Origin of the sequence: Citrobacter pasteurii (assembly GCF_019047765.1) — a bacterium.
Classification (GTDB): Bacteria; Pseudomonadota; Gammaproteobacteria; order Enterobacterales; family Enterobacteriaceae; genus Citrobacter; species Citrobacter pasteurii.
This window is the reverse complement of record NZ_CP077262.1, coordinates 3,738,030-3,757,252: the sequence shown is the minus strand read 5'-3', so window position 1 is coordinate 3,757,252 and position 19,223 is coordinate 3,738,030. Positions and strand designations below refer to the sequence as shown.

The window sequence follows — 19,223 nt, the reverse complement described above, 5'->3', positions numbered from 1 at the left end:
CCACATTGATAGCAATAATCGCAGCCTGAACAGCGACGATTATTAGACAGTTTTTAAAGGTTCCTTAGCGGACGCAGAAAACACGACAGTCCGCAACAAGTGAACCCCGGCACGCACATCGGTGTGCGTGGTAGTATCCACGGCGAAATACTCGTCATAGATCACGTTGCATGTGCGTTGGCTGCACTTGCTCACCCCGGTCACTTACTGGATGTAAGCTCCCAGGGATTCGCAAGCTTGCCGCCTTCCTGATACGTGATCTATTTAGAGTATTAAATAAGCAGAAAAGATGCTTAAGGGATCACGATGCAGAACAGCGCTTTGAAAGCCTGGTTGGACTCTTCTTACCTCTCTGGTTCTAACCAGAGCTGGATAGAACAGCTCTATGAAGACTTCTTAACCGACCCTGACTCGGTAGATGCTAACTGGCGTTCGACGTTCCAGCAGTTACCTGGTACCGGAGTCAAACCGGATCAACTCCACTCAAAAACACGTGATTATTTCCGTCGGCAGGCGTTGATTACCCCACGTTACTCTTCTTCTATTTCCGACCCTGATGCCAATGTGAAGCAGGTTAAAGTCCTGCAGCTCATTAACGCCTACCGTTTCCGCGGTCATCAGCATGCGAATCTCGATCCGCTGGGACTGTGGCAGCAAGAAAATGTGGCCGATCTGGATCCGTCCTTCCACGATCTGACCGATGCGGACTTCCAGGAAAGCTTTAACGTAGGTTCTTTTGCCGGCGGCAAAGACACGATGAAGCTGAGCGACCTGGTTGTCGCGCTGAAACAAACCTACTGCGGCCCGATTGGCGCCGAGTATATGCACATCACCAGCACCGAAGAAAAACGCTGGCTTCAACAGCGTATTGAGTCTGGCCGCGCCGCCTTCAGTAGTGAAGAGAAGAAACGCTTCCTCAGCGAACTGACCGCAGCGGAAGGTCTGGAACGCTACCTGGGTGCGAAGTTCCCGGGCGCGAAACGCTTCTCGCTGGAAGGCGGGGATGCGTTAATCCCAATGCTCAAAGAGATGATCCGCCACGCCGGTAACAGCGGTACCCGTGAAGTGGTGCTGGGTATGGCGCACCGTGGTCGTTTGAACGTTTTGGTTAACGTACTGGGCAAACGCCCGCAGGAACTGTTCGACGAATTTGCGGGCAAACATAAAGAACACCTCGGCACCGGTGACGTGAAGTACCACATGGGCTTCTCGTCTGATATCGAAACCGAAGGCGGTCTGGTGCACCTGGCGCTGGCGTTTAACCCGTCGCACCTGGAAATCGTTAGCCCGGTGGTTATCGGTTCCGTACGCGCACGTTTGGATCGTCTGGATGAGCCGAGCAGCAATAAAGTGCTGCCAATTACCATTCATGGTGATGCGGCAGTAACCGGGCAGGGCGTGGTTCAGGAAACCCTGAACATGTCGAAAGCGCGTGGTTATGAAGTGGGCGGTACCGTGCGTATCGTCATCAACAACCAGGTGGGCTTCACCACCTCTAACCCGCTGGATGCGCGTTCTACACCGTACTGCACCGACATCGGTAAGATGGTTCAGGCGCCGATTTTCCACGTTAACGCGGATGACCCGGAAGCGGTCGCTTTCGTGACGCGTCTGGCGCTGGATTTCCGTAACACCTTCAAACGCGATGTCTTCATCGATCTGGTGTGCTACCGCCGTCACGGTCACAACGAAGCCGACGAGCCGAGCGCAACTCAGCCGTTGATGTATCAGAAAATCAAAAAGCATCCGACCCCGCGTAAAATCTACGCTGACAAGCTGGAAGCGGACAAAGTCGCCACGCTGGAAGATGCGACCGAAATGGTCAATCTGTATCGTGACGCACTGGATGCTGGCGAATGCGTGGTGAAAGAGTGGCGTCCAATGAACATGCACTCCTTCACCTGGTCGCCGTACCTCAACCACGAGTGGGACGAAAACTACCCGAACAAGGTTGAGATGAAGCGTTTGCAGGAACTGGCAAAACGCATCAGCACCGTGCCTGAAGCCGTTGAAATGCAGTCGCGCGTCGCCAAAATTTACGGTGACCGTCAGGCCATGGCCGCAGGCGATAAGCTGTTCGACTGGGGTGGGGCAGAGAATCTGGCTTACGCCACGCTGGTTGATGAAGGCATTCCGGTTCGTCTGTCGGGTGAAGACTCTGGCCGCGGAACCTTCTTCCACCGTCACGCAGTGATTCATAACCAGGCGAACGGTTCAACCTACACGCCGTTGCAGCATGTGCATAACGGCCAGGGCACGTTCCGCGTATGGGACTCCGTGCTGTCTGAAGAAGCCGTGCTGGCGTTCGAGTATGGTTATGCCACGGCAGAACCACGCACGCTGACCATCTGGGAAGCGCAGTTCGGCGACTTTGCCAACGGTGCGCAGGTGGTGATTGACCAGTTCATCTCTTCCGGCGAGCAGAAATGGGGCCGTATGTGCGGTCTGGTGATGCTGCTGCCGCACGGCTATGAAGGTCAGGGGCCGGAGCACTCCTCCGCACGTCTGGAACGTTATCTGCAACTTTGCGCTGAGCAAAACATGCAGGTTTGCGTCCCGTCCACCCCGGCACAGGTTTACCACATGCTGCGTCGTCAGGCGCTGCGCGGGATGCGTCGTCCGCTGGTGGTGATGTCACCGAAGTCGCTGCTGCGTCATCCGCTGGCGGTGTCTACGCTGGACGAACTGGCAAATGGCACCTTCCTGCCAGCCATTGGCGAAGTCGATGAACTTGATCCGAAAGGCGTGAAGCGCGTCGTGATGTGTTCTGGTAAGGTTTATTACGACCTGCTGGAGCAACGCCGCAAGAATGGCCAAAAAGATGTTGCCATTGTGCGCATCGAACAGCTCTATCCGTTCCCGCATAAAGCGGTGCAGGAAGCGCTGAAACCGTTTGCTCATGTACATGATTTTGTCTGGTGCCAGGAAGAGCCGCTCAACCAGGGCGCATGGTACTGCAGCCAGCATCATTTCCGTGAAGTCATTCCATTTGGGTCAGCTCTGCGTTATGCAGGTCGCCCGGCCTCTGCCTCTCCGGCAGTAGGATATATGTCCGTTCACCAGAAGCAGCAACAAGATCTGGTTAATGACGCGCTGAACGTCGATTAAATAAAGGATAAATAATGAGTAGCGTAGATATTCTTGTTCCCGACCTGCCTGAATCCGTAGCGGATGCAACGGTTGCAACCTGGCACAAAAAACCGGGCGATGCAGTACGTCGTGATGAAGTACTGGTAGAAATCGAAACTGACAAAGTGGTACTGGAAGTACCGGCATCAGCGGACGGTATTCTTGATGCGGTTCTGGAAGATGAAGGGACAACCGTCACTTCTCGCCAGATCCTTGGTCGCCTGCGTGAAGGCAACAGCGCCGGTAAAGAAACCAGCGCTAAGTCTGAAGAGAAAGATTCTACTCCGGCACAGCGCCAGCAGGCGTCTCTTGCTGAGCAGAACAACGATGCCCTGAGCCCGGCGATCCGTCGCCTGCTGGGTGAGCATAACCTCGAAGCCAGCGCCATTAACGGTACCGGCGTCGGCGGTCGTATTACGCGTGAAGATGTTGAAAAGCATCTGGCGAAAGCCCCGGCGGCGAAAGCTGAAGCCAAAGCACTGGCCGCTGCGCCTGCGCCACAGGCTCAACTGGGCGCACGTGGCGAAAAACGTGTTCCGATGACCCGTCTGCGCAAACGCGTAGCCGAGCGTCTGCTGGAAGCGAAAAATTCCACTGCGATGCTGACCACGTTTAACGAAGTCAACATGAAGCCAATCATGGATCTGCGTAAGCAGTACGGTGACGCGTTCGAGAAACGCCACGGTATCCGTCTGGGCTTTATGTCTTTCTACGTGAAAGCGGTGGTTGAAGCGCTGAAACGCTATCCGGAAGTGAACGCGTCTATCGACGGCGACGATGTGGTTTATCACAACTACTTTGATGTCAGCATGGCGGTCTCCACGCCGCGTGGTCTGGTAACGCCGGTTCTGCGTGATGTGGATCTGCTGGGTATGGCTGACATCGAGAAGAACATTAAAGAACTGGCAGTTAAAGGTCGCGACGGCAAGTTGACGGTTGAAGATCTGACGGGCGGTAACTTCACCATCACTAACGGTGGTGTGTTCGGTTCCCTGATGTCTACGCCGATCATCAACCCACCGCAGAGCGCCATCCTGGGTATGCATGCCATCAAAGACAGGCCGATGGCGGTAGACGGTAAGGTTGAAATCCTGCCGATGATGTATCTGGCGCTGTCTTATGACCACCGTCTGATCGATGGTCGTGAGTCAGTGGGCTTCCTGGTAACCATTAAAGAGTTGCTGGAAGATCCAACGCGTCTGCTGCTGGACGTGTAGTCAATAAAAGTATCACCTGCCCCGTAGGCCGGATAAGGCATTTATGCCGCCATCCGGCGAGGCTGTAATGCCTGATGGCGCTTCGCTTATCAGGCCTACGGGTTATAAGATAATGATTACCTGAAGGATGGATAGAACACATGAACTTACATGAATATCAGGCAAAACAACTTTTTGCCCGCTATGGCTTACCGGCACCGGTGGGTTATGCCTGTACTACTCCGCGTGAAGCAGAAGAAGCCGCATCTAAAATCGGCGCTGGCCCGTGGGTAGTAAAATGTCAGGTTCACGCTGGTGGCCGTGGTAAAGCGGGCGGTGTGAAGGTTGTTAACAGCAAAGAAGACATTCGCGCTTTTGCTGAACACTGGCTGGGTAAACGTCTGGTCACTTACCAGACAGACGCTCATGGCCAACCGGTAAATCAGATTCTGGTTGAAGCCGCGACCGACATTGGTAAAGAACTTTACCTCGGCGCAGTGGTTGACCGTAGCTCCCGTCGCGTGGTCTTCATGGCCTCTACCGAAGGCGGCGTGGAAATCGAAAAAGTAGCGGAAGAAACCCCGCACCTGATCCACAAAGTGGCGCTCGATCCGCTGGCAGGCCCGATGCCTTACCAGGGACGCGAGCTGGCGTTCAAACTGGGTCTGGAAGGTAAACAGGTTCAGCAGTTCACCAAGATCTTCATGGGTCTGGCGACTATCTTCCTGGAGCGCGACCTGGCGCTGATCGAAATCAACCCGCTGGTCGTGACCAAGCAGGGTGACCTGATCTGCCTCGACGGCAAACTGGGCGCTGACGGCAACGCGCTGTTCCGCCAGGCTGACCTGCGCGAAATGCGCGACCAGTCTCAGGAAGATCCGCGTGAAGCACAGGCTGCGCAGTGGGAACTGAACTACGTTGCACTGGACGGTAACATCGGTTGTATGGTTAACGGTGCGGGCCTGGCAATGGGCACCATGGACATCGTTAAGCTGCACGGCGGCGAACCGGCTAACTTCCTTGACGTTGGCGGCGGTGCGACCAAAGAGCGTGTAACCGAAGCGTTCAAAATTATCCTCTCTGATGACAATGTTAAAGCCGTACTGGTTAACATCTTCGGCGGTATTGTACGTTGCGACCTGATCGCTGACGGTATCATCGGCGCGGTAGCAGAAGTAGGTGTAAACGTTCCGGTCGTGGTACGTCTGGAAGGTAACAACGCTGAACTCGGCGCGAAAAAACTGGCTGATAGCGGCCTGAATATTATTGCAGCGAAAAGTCTGACGGATGCAGCTCAGCAGGTTGTTGCCGCAGTGGAGGGGAAATAATGTCAGTTTTAATTAATAAAGATACCAAGGTTATCTGCCAGGGCTTCACCGGTAGCCAGGGGACATTCCACTCCGAACAAGCGATTGCTTACGGTACTCAGATGGTTGGCGGTGTAACGCCAGGTAAAGGCGGCACCACGCACCTGGGCCTGCCGGTGTTCAACACCGTACGTGAAGCTGTAGAAGCGACTGGCGCGACCGCTACCGTGATCTACGTTCCGGCGCCGTTCTGCAAAGACTCCATCCTGGAAGCAATCGATGCAGGCATCAAGCTTATCATCACCATCACCGAAGGTATCCCAACCCTGGATATGCTGACCGTGAAAGTGAAGCTGGATGAAGCTGGTGTACGCATGATCGGCCCGAACTGCCCAGGCGTTATCACTCCGGGTGAGTGTAAAATCGGTATCATGCCGGGCCACATTCACAAGCCGGGTAAAGTGGGGATCGTTTCCCGTTCAGGTACCCTGACCTATGAAGCGGTTAAGCAGACCACCGACTACGGTTTCGGCCAGTCTACCTGTGTGGGCATCGGTGGCGACCCGATCCCAGGCTCTAACTTCATCGACATCCTGAAGCTGTTCCAGGAAGATCCGCAGACTGAAGCGATCGTGATGATCGGTGAGATTGGCGGTAGCGCGGAAGAAGAAGCGGCTGCGTACATTAAAGATCATGTGACCAAGCCGGTTGTCGGCTACATTGCTGGCGTCACCGCGCCGAAAGGTAAGCGTATGGGGCACGCAGGCGCCATCATCGCCGGCGGTAAAGGGACAGCGGATGAGAAATTCGCGGCTCTTGAAGCAGCAGGCGTGAAAACTGTGCGCAGCCTGGCCGATATCGGCGAAGCGCTGAAAGCGGTAATTAAGTAATTCTCAAAAAGCAGTATAAAGTCCGACCTCTTCGCGTAGCAGAAAACAGCTGTTACGCGAAGGAAGCAAGACTGATTCGTTTTCGACATGGTTGGCCATCTATTGATGGCCTTTTTTATTTTCTGTCATCCCGCATCATGCAATTTGATCACAATCATCTTCACAAATGAGATTATTTTTTGCGGCGAGCATCATTCTTTCTTGTGCCTAGATTTTGCATATTACCGCCTTTAGTCATAATAAAGTTGGAGGATGGCGTGTCGCTGAAAATTCAGGATGATTACTTACTATGTTTTTTCTCTATAGCAGAAGTTTTCTCCAATGCGACGGGGTTAGCAACGGTAGTCGTTGATGTTACAGGCAGAGCACTCTCTGATTGCTATAATTTTAATTCATTCTGTAAGCTGATGAGAGCGAATAAACGCTACAGTGTTGGTTGCCAAACGTGCGATAAACAGTGCTTTTTTGAGGCTCTGAAACAATGTAAGCCCAGAATATTCAGCTGCCATGCAGGGCTAAGTCTGTTCTCCATACCATTAATTTATGAGGAGAATCTGCATGGTTTTATTATCTGTGGTCAGGTTCGGGCTAAGTACCCGGAATATAAAACTATCATTGTTGACGATGAATTACGATGGATGAGCGATCCTCAAATAAAAGCCGAGTGGGATCAGCTTGTTGCAGTTGATAATAATACGTTGGTGGCATCGGCTAATTTATTGCATTTTATTGTCAACAATTTTGATGTACAAGAAAAACAATCTGAAGTGGTGTTCGATAAACCGGCAAGTAACGTCCGGCACTATTTAACGGAGCTGTCTCGTCATGAGAAAAAACTACTGGCGGCACTGCGTTATATTGATGATAACCTGTATAGTGACTTATCCCTGGAGTCTGTGGCAGCACATGTCTGTTTAAGTGCGAATTATTTCAGCCGATTTTTTAAGAAACGCCAGGGCGTTAATTTTAAAACCTGGGTAAATCAGAAAAAAATGCAAAAGGCGGGGGAACTATTACATGATCCTGTTCATTCTATAGACAGTATTGCCCGGAAACTTCAGTACGCACAAACCAGCTATTTTTGTCGCGTTTTCCGGGCGGCGCATCAAACATCACCCCAGTCTTTTCGTCACGCAAGACTCTCGCAGTAAAGATGTTCAGGGAGGTTGATAGCGGCAGGAATGAAAGACAGACGATCGCTCAGCGTGACGACATCGCCAATGACGATCAGTGCAGGCGGCGTAATGTTGGCTTCCTGCGCTTTGCCCAGTAATGAACCGAGCGTACAGGTCAGGCGGCGTTGATTCTCCCGGGTCGCGGACATAATTAGCGCGGCGGGTGTGTCTGCTGCTTTCCCGCCCATCAACAGTTCTTCACAAATAAACGCCAGATTAGCGATACCCATGACGATAACCAATGTACCGTTCAGTTTGGCCAGCTGGCGCCAGTTCTGTTGCTGGTTACCTTCGCGTGTATGACCGGTCACCACGTGAAAACCAGAGGCGTAATCGCGATGTGTTACCGGGATCCCGGCACAGGTTAATCCCCCAATGGTTGAACTGATACCGGGGACGACTTCAAAAGGGATCCCCGGCTCAATAAGCCCTTCAGCTTCTTCGGCTCCACGGCCAAATACGTAGGGATCGCCACCTTTCAAGCGCACGATATTGTGATGCGTCTGAGCATACTGAACGAGAAGCGCATTGATTTCATCCTGTGGCACGCAATGAAATCCCGGATTCTTACCGACATTGATAAGCTCACAGTCAGCGGATGCCCATTCCAGAATCTTAGGATTGACCAACCTGTCGTAAATAATGACATCTGCTTGTTTAATGCACATCACTGCTTTGAGGGTGAGTAATGAAATATCACCGGGACCTGCGCCAACGAGCCAGACCTTTCCGAAAGTTTTCACATTGTGTCCTTTATCACGTCTAACAAAAAAAGGCAGAACCACTCCGGAGAATGATTAAAAGCAGTCGTTTGCCTGTAAGTTATAACGCTGAATTTTCCTAAATTATCACAATGATAATATTGATTAATCTCGCAAAGTTTTTTCCACAATAAACAAGATGACTTGAAAAATTATTAAGAACTTATTGGCGCTATGTGTCTGAATTCAACCTTAATTAAATTGTGTTTATTGTTGTGCTTGAGTATTATTGGTTAATATTTATCCGCCATCAGTATGAACAAATCATGGATTGGATCAATGACATCAATGCCTGAAATAAAATATAACACTCGATGTTTGTTCGGGTGATATGAATTATTTTTTATAAATTAAACTATTTTTGTACGCTGCATATGGAAGAGGTTATGAGAGGAAAAATACCCAAAACGGAGTTGCTGGTAACTTTTGAAGTGGTTGCGCGTCACGAAAGTTATACCCGGGCAGCTGAAGAGCTGGCTTTAACACAAAGTGCTGTTTTCCGCCAGGTGAATGCGCTAGAGGATTTTCTTAATACAGCGCTATTTAATCATGCCAAAAAGCGCATTTTTTTAAATGCGGCAGGCAAACACTATTTAGCTATCGTTAAAGAAACACTGAACAAGCTTGAACGAGATACAACGACGATCATGACATGGCAGCCGACCGTACAAGTGATCGAACTGGCGGTTAACCCAACGTTCAGTACGCACTGGCTGATCCCAAACCTGCGTGAGTTCAATAAACTCAATCCTGATATTATCGTTAATATTCATTCTCTGGCGAATATTGGTGATTTTCTTAACCGGGAATATGACGCAGCGATCATGCGGGAAGATTTTTACTCGCCGTGGTCGGGGGTCGAGTACCTGTTCGAAGAGGAAATTCTGCCAGTGTGCAGCCGTTGCCTGCTTGCCGAACCGGACCGGAAGCTGTCCGTCGATGAACTGCTGAACGAATACCCGCTGTTGCATCAAAGTACCCGCATCAAAGGCTGGCAGGAATGGTTTGCGCTGTCCGATGTCAGCAGTCCGCTGGTGAATAAAGGTCCGAGATTTGATCTCTTGTCGATGCTGATTGCGGCGGTACGTTCCAACCTTGGCGTCGCATTGCTCCCCCGTTTTGCCATTCAACACGATCTGGATAGTGGGGATATGGTGATTCCTTGCGATGTTCCAATGCGCACCGGGAATCGATTTATCATGACGTGGCGGGAGGAGAAATCAGAATCCCTGCATTTGGAGATCTTCCGCAACTGGTTGCTAAATAAATCCGTGATGTCGGCTGCCTGATGGCGGCTTGCGCCTTATCAGGCCTACAGGTTTCGGTGTTCACCATAGGCCCGATAAGCGTATCGGTTTCGGGCAAAACGCCGGATGCGGCGTAAACGTCTTATCCGGCAAAAGAACGATTACCAGTCGATTCCTGGCTGTGCCTGAATGCCGCTATCAAAAGCGTGTTTAACCGGGCGAAGCTCGCTGACCGTATCGGCAAGTTCAAGTAACAGCGCATGGCAACCGCGCCCGGTGACAATCACACTTTGGTCGGCAGGGCGATTTTCGATGGCGCTGATAACCTCCTGCGTATCCAGATAGTGATAAGCCAACATATAGGTGAGTTCGTCCAGCACGACCAGATCGTAATGCGCATCGGCCAGCATGCGCTTACTTTCCTGCCACACTGCGGTGGCCGCCTCGATATCGGCTTCCCGGTTCTGGGTTTCCCAGGTAAAACCGGTACCCATAATATGAAACTCCACGCCGAGAGGGTGCAGTGTGTTGTACTCGCCATTATCCCACTGGCCTTTAATAAACTGCGCGACGCCAACGGTTTTTCCGTGACCAACCGCGCGCGTCGCTGTGCCGAAGGCTGCGGTAGATTTTCCTTTACCGTTGCCGGTAAAGACCATCAGAATCCCTTTCTTCTCCGTTGCCGCCGCCACGCGGGTATCAACCTGCGCTTTCAGTTTCTGCTGACGCTGGCGATGTCGGTCATTATTGGCTCGCGCTTCCATGGTGACTCCTTAATGTCCTGCCGGACAGGTTGCGCAGCGATGTTGCTGCTCAAACTGGCTAAAGAAGTTATTGCCTTTGTCATCGACTAATACGAACGCAGGCATATTTTTAACTTCCATCATCCACACCGCTTCCATTCCCAGCTCAGGATATTCAAGGCACTGCAGGCTCTTCACATACTGCTGGGCCAGCAGAGCCGCCGCGCCGCCAATGCTGCCGAGGCTAAATCCACCGTGTTTGTGACAGGCATCAGTGACCTGCTGACTGCGATTACCCTTGGTGAGCATAATGAGACTTCCGCCTTGTGCCTGGAAAGCATCGACATACCCATCCATGCGTCCGCCGGTTGTTGGACCCATTGAGCCGCAGGCCTGGTTTTCGGGGGTTTTGGCGGGGCCGGCGTAATAAACGATATGTTTTTTCATGTATTCCGGCATCGGTTCGCCGTTATCCAGGCGCGCTTTGATGTTTGCGTGGGCGATATCTCGGGCAACAACAATTGGGCCGCTTAACGACAAACGAGTCCCGATGGGCAGGGCGGAAAGGTCATGCAGGATTTCGCGCAGCGGGCGATTCAGATCCAGTTGAACGGTCTGGGCGCCGTTTTCCACTCGCTGTGAATCAGGGATAAATTTGCCCGGGTTATGCTCAAGTTTCTCCAGCCAGATACCGTGTTTGTTAATTTTAGCCTTGATATTGCGGTCGGCAGAACAGGAGAGGGCCATGGCGATAGGGCAGGAGCCGCCGTGGCGTGGCAGGCGGATCACCCGGATATCGTGGGCAAAGTATTTCCCGCCAAACTGCGCGCCGATGCCAAACTCGCGGCTGGCATTGAGCAGCTCGGCTTCCAGCGCCGTATCGCGGAACGCCTGACCTAGCTCGTTCCCGCTGGTGGGCAGGTTATCGTAATATTTGGTTGATGCCAGTTTGGCTGTCTTCAGCGCCTGATCGGCAGATAATCCGCCAACCACGAAAGCGATGTGGTACGGCGGGCAAGCGGCGGTACCCAGCGATTTCATTTTTTCGATCAGGAAAGCCGTCAATTTCTCCGGCTGCAGAATAGATTTGGTTTCCTGAAATAGCGCCGCCTTATTAGCAGAACCGCCGCCTTTGTTGACGAACAGGAATTTATACTCATTACCCGGCGTGGCGCTGATGTCGATTTGCGCCGGCAGGTTAGTCTGGGTATTGACCTCGGTATACATGTCCAGCGGGGCATTTTGCGAGTAACGCAGATTGTTTTCGGTGAAGGTGGTATACACGCCTTTGCTTAAGGCTTCGGCGTCATCGCCGCCTGTCCAGACATGCTGTCCTTTGCAGGCCACAATAGTTGCCGTCCCGGTGTCCTGACAGTTAGGCAGGACGCCTTTGGCCGAAACCTCAGCGTTGCGCAGCAGTTGTAAAGCGACGTACTTATCGTTACCGCTGGCCTGCGAGTCGTGCAAAATGCTGGCTATCTGTTTCAAATGTCCGGCGCGCAGAAAAAATGAAGCCTCATAAAATGCCTGCTGTGCTAATAAGGTTAACGCTTCTGGCGCTACCTTAATCACTTCCTCTCCGTCTAACTCCGTTACCGTTACGTGCTGGTTACTCAGTAATTCATACTCGGTACTATCTTTACTCTGAACAAAGAGTTCCTGCCAGACAAATGGTTTAGACATGTTTACTTCTCACCTCTTCGTGTAGTTTGCCGGATGGCGCTTCGCTTATCCGACCTACATTGATGCGTTAGTCGTAGGCCGGATAAGCGAAGCGCCATCCGGCGTAAAGTTATTTGGTTAAAAAGACATTGGCTTTTGTCGCTTCGGCGACATATTCGATAGTTTGCTGGGCGCGAACGCTGTTACCGGCTTCGTCCAACGGCGGAGAATAGACGGCAATCGCATATTTGCCGGGTACCACCGCAACCATTCCGCCGCCAACACCGCTTTTCGCCGGAATGCCAACGGTATACAGCCATTTACCGCTGCCGTCGTACAGTCCGGCAATTGCCATTTCCGCCAACACCTGCGGAACATATTTTTCATTCAGCAACTGCTTACCGTTGAACGGTGATTTGCCTTTGTTCGCCAATACGGCACCCATTTTGGCCAGTTGCTCAACGGTGATATCCACCGAGCACTGACGGGTATAAATTTCGACGGCGTCGTCGGTATTGCCATAGAAGCTGTTATAGGATTCCATCAGTTTCGCCAGCGCCTGATTGTGCTGGTTGGTCTCCATCTCAGATTTGTAAACCGGCTCATTAACCGTGAGCGTGGCATCGGCCCAGACGTTCAGGTTGTCGAGGATTTTATTCCAGCGATCGGTTTTGTCTTTGGCTTCAATCAGACTAACGGTGCTCATGGCTCCGGCGTTTACCAGCGGGTTTTCCGGCGCGCCTTTGGTCAGTTCAACCGCTAAACCGGAGTTAAAAGGCATGCCAGTGGCATTGGCCCCGAGTTTATCCAGCACCACCTGAGGACCGTGCTGTTCCATGGCGAGCGCCATGGTGAAGACTTTACTCAGGGATTCCATGGGAAAGGGTTTGTTAACATCGCCAACCTGGTAGATCTTGCCGTCCACCGTAGCAATAGTGATGGCAAAATTATTTGGGCTGTAGGTCGCCAGGGCAGGGATGTAGTCGGCGACTTTTCCATCGTTATTACTTTTGTACTTTTGATGCGCCTGTTCTATCAGTCTGGCGTAGTCCGGCGCGGTTTGCGCGAATGAGGTAGCGCTAAACAAGACGCTGAAAGAAAAGAGACTCACGCCGAGCAGAGTTTTAGTCATGGTGCTTTCCTGTTGGGGTACTTATCATGCGCCGGATGGCGGCGTACCGCCTGATCCGGCCTACGGATAATTAAACGTTATGTAGGCCGGATAAGCGCAAGCGCCATCCGGCAATAACGAGGTATCAGGACATCGCAACTTCTGACGGTTCGGTAACCGGACGTTCCTGTTCCGGTGACTTCACTGGCGCAGTTCCACGGCAACCCTGGCCGAAGTGTTCGCCTTCCCAACGGCCCACAATGGCAGCGCCCATGGCGTTACTCATGACGTTGGTGGCTGAACGACCCATATCGAGGAACGGATCGACGCCCATCAGCAGGATCAAACCGGCTTCCGGAATGTTGAATTGGTTCAGGGTAGCGGCGATAACGACCATCGAGGCACGCGGTACACCCGCCATCCCTTTAGAGGTCAGCATCAGAATTAACAACATGGTAATTTGCTCGCCCATGCTCAGTTCGATATTGCACGCCTGAGCAATAAAGACGGTGGCAAAGGAGCAATAGGCCATGGAACCTACGAGGTTAAAGGAGTAACCGATCGGCAGAACGAAGCTGGCAATTTTTGACGATACGCCGAATTTTTCCAGCTTATCCAGCGTGCCCGGGAAGGCGGCTTCAGAACTGGACGTGGTAAAGGCCAGCAGCGCCGGTTCGAAGATTGATTTAGTGAGACGGCTGATGCAAGGACCAACAATGAGTGTCGACAGGCCAATCAGAATTGCCCACAGCATGCCCAGTGTCAGGTAAAACTCGCCCATAAAGATACCGGCGCTGACCATGACACCCAGACCACGTTCGGCAATCAAACCTGAAATAGCGGCAAAAACGGTCAGTGGCGCAAACAGCATGACGTAGCCTGTCAGCTTCAGCATCACGTGCACCAGGGAATCCAGAACCTTCACGATAGGCTCGGCTTTTTCACCGATTGCGGCCAGGCTGCAACCAAGGAAAATGGAGAACACCACGATCTGCAGGATTTCGTTCCGCGCCATCGCGTCAACGATACTGGTTGGTACGGCATGTGAGATAAAGACTTTCAGCGTGAAGGGTTCAGACTTAACGGCGGCAACAGCGCCTGCGTCATGAGCAACAAAGTTGATGCCTGCGCCCGGTTGGAAGATATTAACGATAACCAGACCCAATGCGATCGACAGCAGTGAGGCACAAATAAACAGGAAAAAGGTTTTAGAAAATATACGACCCAGCGTTTTGGCATCACCCATCTTGGCAATACCGACAACCAGCGTTGAAATAACCAATGGCGCAATAATCATCTTCACCATACGTAAGAATATAGTGGTGAAAATGGAAATATCCTGTGCATATGATTTTGCTGTTTCAGCCGCGGCCATATTATTAATGGCCACCCCGGCAATCATGCCGAGTATCAGGCCTAATATGATCATCTTCGTTAAACTAATTTTCTTCATGTGTACTCCATCGGATAAAGGTTGGTAATTGGAATTGTGTAGGGTGGCGTGCGCCTGAGCCTGGACAGCAGCTCAGACGCACGCCTGTTGTGACCAACCGCATGAATATTCGAAGCACTGTGATACAGCTGAACTCTGTGCTCCAATGGCTGTTATTGTGTTTTTTTGTTACAGATCGAATTCAATACTTAATAATGGTGCGTGTTGCTGCGCGCCATAAACATCATTGTCACCGACATTGCCGGAAATAATATCGCGCGGCATGACAATTTTTACTGCATTAGCGGGATCAAACCACACAATATTGTGAATAAAGTCAGGTTCGACATTATATAACCCAGCAATAAGTTGCGGAGTTAATTGCTCCGAACGCTTTACTCGCTGATAGTCTTCCCGGGTTTTAAATAAAATATCTAAAACCAGTTCGTACGGTCCGGCGTTTTTCGAGCGAATAACTTGCGCCAGTGAACAAATTGACTGTTTCATGCCTGAACTCCTTCTGGCGTCACCTGTTCAATGTGGAAATCAAAACGCAGCGCATCGCTTGCTTCAATCAGGTGATAGATCGAGAACTCATACACCGGTCCACTTTGAATATCAGATGGCGAGAACGGGAAGGCGAGGTTGCCCGCCGTCGCAATGCGATTCTCATAGCCGTAGTGCAGCAGGGTAGAGCGCACCAGCGAGCAAACGCTGTTGGCGATATCCTGCGTCGGTGCGACGACATCCAGTAAAATCCCCAGTTCGTGACCGGCGGTTTTCATCGGTTCATGGTTGCCCATCACGCCGTTCTTCCCGTACAGGTGGAACGTCATGCGGATGCTGTCGTCATTCAGGGAGAGGTTACGTGCTACGCTTGCCTGGACCTCTTCGAGAATGGTGTCAATTCCGGCAATCATAATCGGGTCGCGCGTTCCGGCGATGGTCAGGCAGCGGAAGCCAACCTGACGCGCACCTTCCAGTTTCAACGCATACGGTGTTTCTTCATGACGTGAACCGCTGACATACACTTCGCCCTCGTTAACCTGGGTAAAGGTGCACGCTTTCAGGTTCAGCACACCGCCGGGTCCCGGCAGGAAGTACGGATCGGACTTCTCATACAGGGTGTGCGCCGCAGCAGAAGTTTCAGTGAACTTACGCTTGGGATTGAACGCCTTCAGCGTAAAGCCGTTGTCGTCGATAATGCCCATCGCACAATCGGAGCCGGAGCCGGGGGTGGCAGCAATGGCAGCACACTCAAGGATCTTACCGCAATGCAGCGCCAGACCTTCATCAAAGCCCTGCATAATCGGCAGCGCGGCGAAGCAGGCCGGATCGTAGGCACGTCCGCCCAGCACCACTTGCGCACCGGCTTTCAGTGCGCGCTGGAAAGGCTCGATACCCATCTGCGCGACGATGTAGGTACTCTCTTCAATCGCCTCGTGAGTCAGTTCAGGCACAAAATCGAGCGCGGTGATTTTGCCGTTATCCAGCGCCTGATGAACGATTTCTTTGTCGACATCAGACGGGATCAGCGCCATTGAGAAGGACAGTTTTTCTTCCTGTGCGATCTCATGGATAATCTGGCGACACCACTCCAGATGCGGAGCTGCGCCAGAACCACCGGCGGTGCCGATCACGACCGGGATGTTATTCTTAACGCCCGCCACGATCATATAGCGCAGATCGCGTTTTACCCCAGCCCTGTCGGTAAAGGGTTTACCTGCCCCCAGGTAGTGGGGGCCAGGATCGGAGGAACCTGCGTCAACAGCAATAAGATCCGGTGACTCTTCCATGGCTTTACGAAAACTCTCTTCCGGGAAGCCATAACCCAGGATAGCCGTCGGCGATAAGATCTTAAATGTGCGAGCCATCTCTTAATCCTTAGTTTGCAACAACGCGATGGTGCGATTCATCTCGTTAAACACGATGTTGAGACCTTCATCGAATCCCATGCCAGGTTTGACCAGCATACGCATCGGACGCGCGGCAAGCGCCACGTGTACGCAGGTGCGGGCGCTGATCTCGGTTTCGTTACAGGTACCGCCCTGGTAGGCTTCCATGGCATGTTTGTTGCAGTACAACACTGCATCAACAATGTTATGAATGCCGCCAAGATCAGGGGTTTTGATCTGTACCATGTGGCAGCTGCCCGCATCGGTAAAGTCCACGATATCCTGATAGGTGTTACACCATTCGTCGGCGACAATTTTCACGCCGGAACCCAGACGGGTCAGCTCTTTGGTGATAGCGGTCAACATGCGGATCTGATCCGGCTTGTTACCGGCATCTATCGGCCCTTCGATATACAGCGGCAGGCCCTGAGCTTCGGCTTCCAGGCTGGCGATGTATTCGGCGCAGCGCACGGGATCCATATCGAAGATCAGACCGATCGTGCCGTACACATCAATATGCAGCGTTGGGTGATAACGTTCGCTGGTGCGCAGGCTTAAGATGCGGTCGGACAACCAACGTACATACTCACGCAGTTTTTCGCCTTTAAAGCCCAGCTTCTCTTCCACGTTGTTGATCAGCGCATGCGGCAGAACGTCCACACCTTTGAGGATCATCTTGTCAACGGCGATATAACGGTCATCGCCGCTCTGGCCAAATAATGGAATGGCTTCCGGCACGCACGGCAGTTGCCATTCATCGCAAACCACTTCAGTTTTCAGACGACCGGTGGCCAGCGCCGCCGCGTCAAGCAGTGCCTGAGACAGACCATAACGAACGGCGGTATGCAGCAGATGGCCGTCAATACGCAGTTGGTCAAAGAAACGGGCGTTCGGCAGGAACGCATCAACGTCACGGCCTTCCAGCAGCGGTTTGATGTGATCGTTGAGGAACGGAATGAAATTTTCTGCCAGGAATAGCGGATCACGGCCACCTGCACCTGAGTATTGCACTGCTGCACAATCGCCCACCGCTACCGCGCCATTTTCCAGAATCAGTTGCACGGAAACGCATTCACCCGCTTGACGAACAGAGGTAAATCCAGGTGTTACCGGATCGCCGGTATAGATAAACCCGTCATGACCGGCGCCATTTTTGATGGCCTGCTGATCGTCAAAATAAAATGAGGAGTAGCCAGCGGTGAAAAGGGCCTTTTTGATTTTCATTATGGTCTTCCTATTAATTTACTGTGGGATACGGCGTTGATGTCATCAATGACCATCTGGAAAGAAGGCTTGCGGCCTTCAAAATGTGCGCGCTCTGCGACATAGTCGTGGTGCAGGGCGAGAATATCTTTCGGCAGCGGAACCGCACCGGCTTCGAGAATACGGATAGCACCTGTGTTATCGCGCACCGGCAGAATTTTGCCTGCGTTGCAAGCGGCAGGTGCGAACGGTACATCCAGTACGCCAGCTTCAAAGGCCAGCACCGTGCCGCGCGCAATGTCGCCATTGCCCAGTTCGAAGACTTTTTTCAGCACTGCGCGGACTTCGCTCTTAATCAGATCAACTTCCTGTTCGACGGCAGCGCATTGCGGGAATTTCTGGTCGCTGACCATGTTGAGCATCTGGCGTGACGCTTTCAGTCCCTGGGCGTTGGCTGCAGCCGTTGGGATACCGAACGCTTCGTGCGGGCTTTTGGTGATCACTTTTGTGGCACCGGACATACCGGCAACCGCCGCACCCCAGGCGATAACGGAGAAGGCTTTCGCTTCATCTTCCGGGAATCCGCCCATCCACTGGTGGAAAACGGTACTCAGTTCGTAATCGTCGAAGCCATGGTTATGGAAGTATTCGTGGGACAGTTCACGCAGCGCCTGAATGGCGGCGATATCCTGAGTCAAACTACCGACCTGGCCGTAGCCGACGGTAATGGACTTCACGCCTTGTTCCAGTGCCAGCAGACCTTCGATAATCGCTACCGAGTGGGACATAAACGGGGGGATCAGGGTGCCAGTCAATGGGCCAAACGGTTCACGGTTGATGCGAATACCATTTTCTTCGTACAGTCCCATCAGGCGATCACAGTACTGCCAGTCACGAATGGATTTTTCCAGGGTGACGCGTTTGGCGTAAGGGATGTTGTAGGAGATACCGCCGCCTTCGTAGCTGGTGAAGCCACTGGCCATGGCGATTTCTGCCAGCAGACGTGCATCTGGCGTACCGTGGCGGACCTGGATTGGTTTTTCCAGCGACTCAGTCATACGGCGGCAGGCAGCAACCCCATGATTGACGACGGGTAAACCATTCAGTTTGGAGGTGCCCGCCTCGATAGATTTTTGGATCCCGACAGCTGCTTCTTCATAGCGGTTCAGACGGGTGTAGGCATCGATGGTACTTGGCAGGAGGTCACATTCTTCCTGCAATGTTTTAAGCAGCTCGATATGCTCATCCATGAGTGCGACGCCTGCACGCGGCTGGCTCAGTGTTTTACCTTCTTGATCGGCCTTCAACAGCGCGAGGGAGAAGCGTTTTGAATCTGGAATTGATTGCTGGTACTTCACGCCATCTTCGAAGTTCTCAACGTCTTTGCCGGTTTCCCAGGTTTGCAATACCTGGTGCCTTTCGGTCATGAATTCGTCGTGGGTCAATTTTTTATTTCGAAGTTCCATTCGTAG

15 protein-coding genes are annotated in these 19,223 nt (G+C 52.2%); 6 read left to right on the top strand and 9 right to left on the bottom strand.

Annotated features, from left to right (window positions below):
• Positions 1-306 precede the first annotated feature (306 nt).
• From sucA to I6L54_RS18280, 5 genes are all read left to right on the top strand, one after another.
• The gene (gene sucA, locus I6L54_RS18300; protein ID WP_005122547.1) at positions 307-3,108 is read left to right on the top strand and encodes a 2-oxoglutarate dehydrogenase E1 component; all 2,802 of its coding nucleotides are present in this window, start codon (positions 307-309) and stop codon (positions 3,106-3,108) included.
• Positions 3,109-3,122: 14 nt separating this feature from the next.
• The gene (gene odhB / locus I6L54_RS18295) at positions 3,123-4,346 is read left to right on the top strand and encodes a 2-oxoglutarate dehydrogenase complex dihydrolipoyllysine-residue succinyltransferase (RefSeq protein WP_040232523.1); all 1,224 of its coding nucleotides are present in this window, start codon (positions 3,123-3,125) and stop codon (positions 4,344-4,346) included.
• A 140-nt stretch (positions 4,347-4,486) separates the two neighbouring features.
• On the top strand, positions 4,487-5,653 hold the full coding sequence (gene sucC / locus I6L54_RS18290; RefSeq protein WP_003022927.1) for an ADP-forming succinate--CoA ligase subunit beta: 1,167 nt from the start codon (positions 4,487-4,489) through the stop codon (positions 5,651-5,653).
• Positions 5,653-6,522, top strand: a complete 870-nt coding sequence (gene sucD / locus I6L54_RS18285; RefSeq protein ID WP_005122544.1) for a succinate--CoA ligase subunit alpha — start codon at positions 5,653-5,655, stop codon at positions 6,520-6,522. The genes sucC and sucD overlap by 1 nt, the downstream gene beginning before the upstream one ends.
• A 257-nt stretch (positions 6,523-6,779) precedes the next feature.
• Positions 6,780-7,673, top strand: coding sequence for a PocR ligand-binding domain-containing protein (locus I6L54_RS18280; protein WP_040232522.1), 894 nt, complete (start codon positions 6,780-6,782; stop codon positions 7,671-7,673).
• Here the strand turns inward: I6L54_RS18280 and cobA are convergent.
• Positions 7,652-8,440, bottom strand: a complete 789-nt coding sequence (cobA, locus tag I6L54_RS18275; protein ID WP_005122542.1) for a uroporphyrinogen-III C-methyltransferase — start codon at positions 8,438-8,440, stop codon at positions 7,652-7,654. The genes I6L54_RS18280 and cobA overlap by 22 nt on opposite strands.
• A 404-nt stretch (positions 8,441-8,844) precedes the next feature.
• Here cobA and I6L54_RS18270 point away from each other — a divergent pair, with 404 nt between their 5' ends.
• Positions 8,845-9,747, top strand: a complete 903-nt coding sequence (locus I6L54_RS18270; protein ID WP_005122541.1) for a LysR family transcriptional regulator — start codon at positions 8,845-8,847, stop codon at positions 9,745-9,747.
• 119 nt (positions 9,748-9,866) lie between these two features.
• On the opposite strand, the gene cobO is transcribed toward I6L54_RS18270, so the two are convergent.
• The 8 genes from cobO to I6L54_RS18230 all read right to left on the bottom strand — a co-directional run bounded on the left by cobO (position 9,867) and on the right by I6L54_RS18230 (position 19,217).
• Positions 9,867-10,469, bottom strand: a complete 603-nt coding sequence (gene cobO, locus I6L54_RS18265; RefSeq protein WP_005122540.1) for a cob(I)yrinic acid a,c-diamide adenosyltransferase — start codon at positions 10,467-10,469, stop codon at positions 9,867-9,869.
• A 9-nt stretch (positions 10,470-10,478) separates the two neighbouring features.
• Complete coding sequence (locus tag I6L54_RS18260; RefSeq protein ID WP_040232521.1) at positions 10,479-12,131, bottom strand: class I fumarate hydratase; 1,653 nt, start codon at positions 12,129-12,131, stop codon at positions 10,479-10,481.
• Between the two features lie 109 nt (positions 12,132-12,240).
• Positions 12,241-13,242, bottom strand: coding sequence for a glutaminase A (glsA, locus tag I6L54_RS18255; RefSeq protein WP_040232520.1), 1,002 nt, complete (start codon positions 13,240-13,242; stop codon positions 12,241-12,243).
• A gap of 124 nt (positions 13,243-13,366) precedes the next feature.
• Positions 13,367-14,674 (bottom strand): dicarboxylate/amino acid:cation symporter, encoded by a 1,308-nt coding sequence (locus I6L54_RS18250; RefSeq protein ID WP_005122537.1) that lies wholly within the window; start codon positions 14,672-14,674, stop codon positions 13,367-13,369.
• Positions 14,675-14,842: 168 nt separating this feature from the next.
• The gene (locus I6L54_RS18245; RefSeq protein WP_005122536.1) at positions 14,843-15,160 is read right to left on the bottom strand and encodes a DUF4387 domain-containing protein; all 318 of its coding nucleotides are present in this window, start codon (positions 15,158-15,160) and stop codon (positions 14,843-14,845) included.
• Positions 15,157-16,527, bottom strand: coding sequence for an acyclic terpene utilization AtuA family protein (locus tag I6L54_RS18240; protein ID WP_003831426.1), 1,371 nt, complete (start codon positions 16,525-16,527; stop codon positions 15,157-15,159). The genes I6L54_RS18245 and I6L54_RS18240 overlap by 4 nt, the downstream gene beginning before the upstream one ends.
• A 3-nt stretch (positions 16,528-16,530) precedes the next feature.
• Complete coding sequence (locus tag I6L54_RS18235) at positions 16,531-17,772, bottom strand: methylaspartate ammonia-lyase (RefSeq protein ID WP_040232519.1); 1,242 nt, start codon at positions 17,770-17,772, stop codon at positions 16,531-16,533.
• Positions 17,772-19,217: a methylaspartate mutase subunit E gene (locus I6L54_RS18230; protein WP_040232517.1), complete on the bottom strand. Its 1,446-nt coding sequence runs from the start codon at positions 19,215-19,217 to the stop codon at positions 17,772-17,774. Before I6L54_RS18230 ends, I6L54_RS18235 begins: the two co-directional genes overlap by 1 nt.
• Positions 19,218-19,223: the final 6 nt, after the last annotated feature.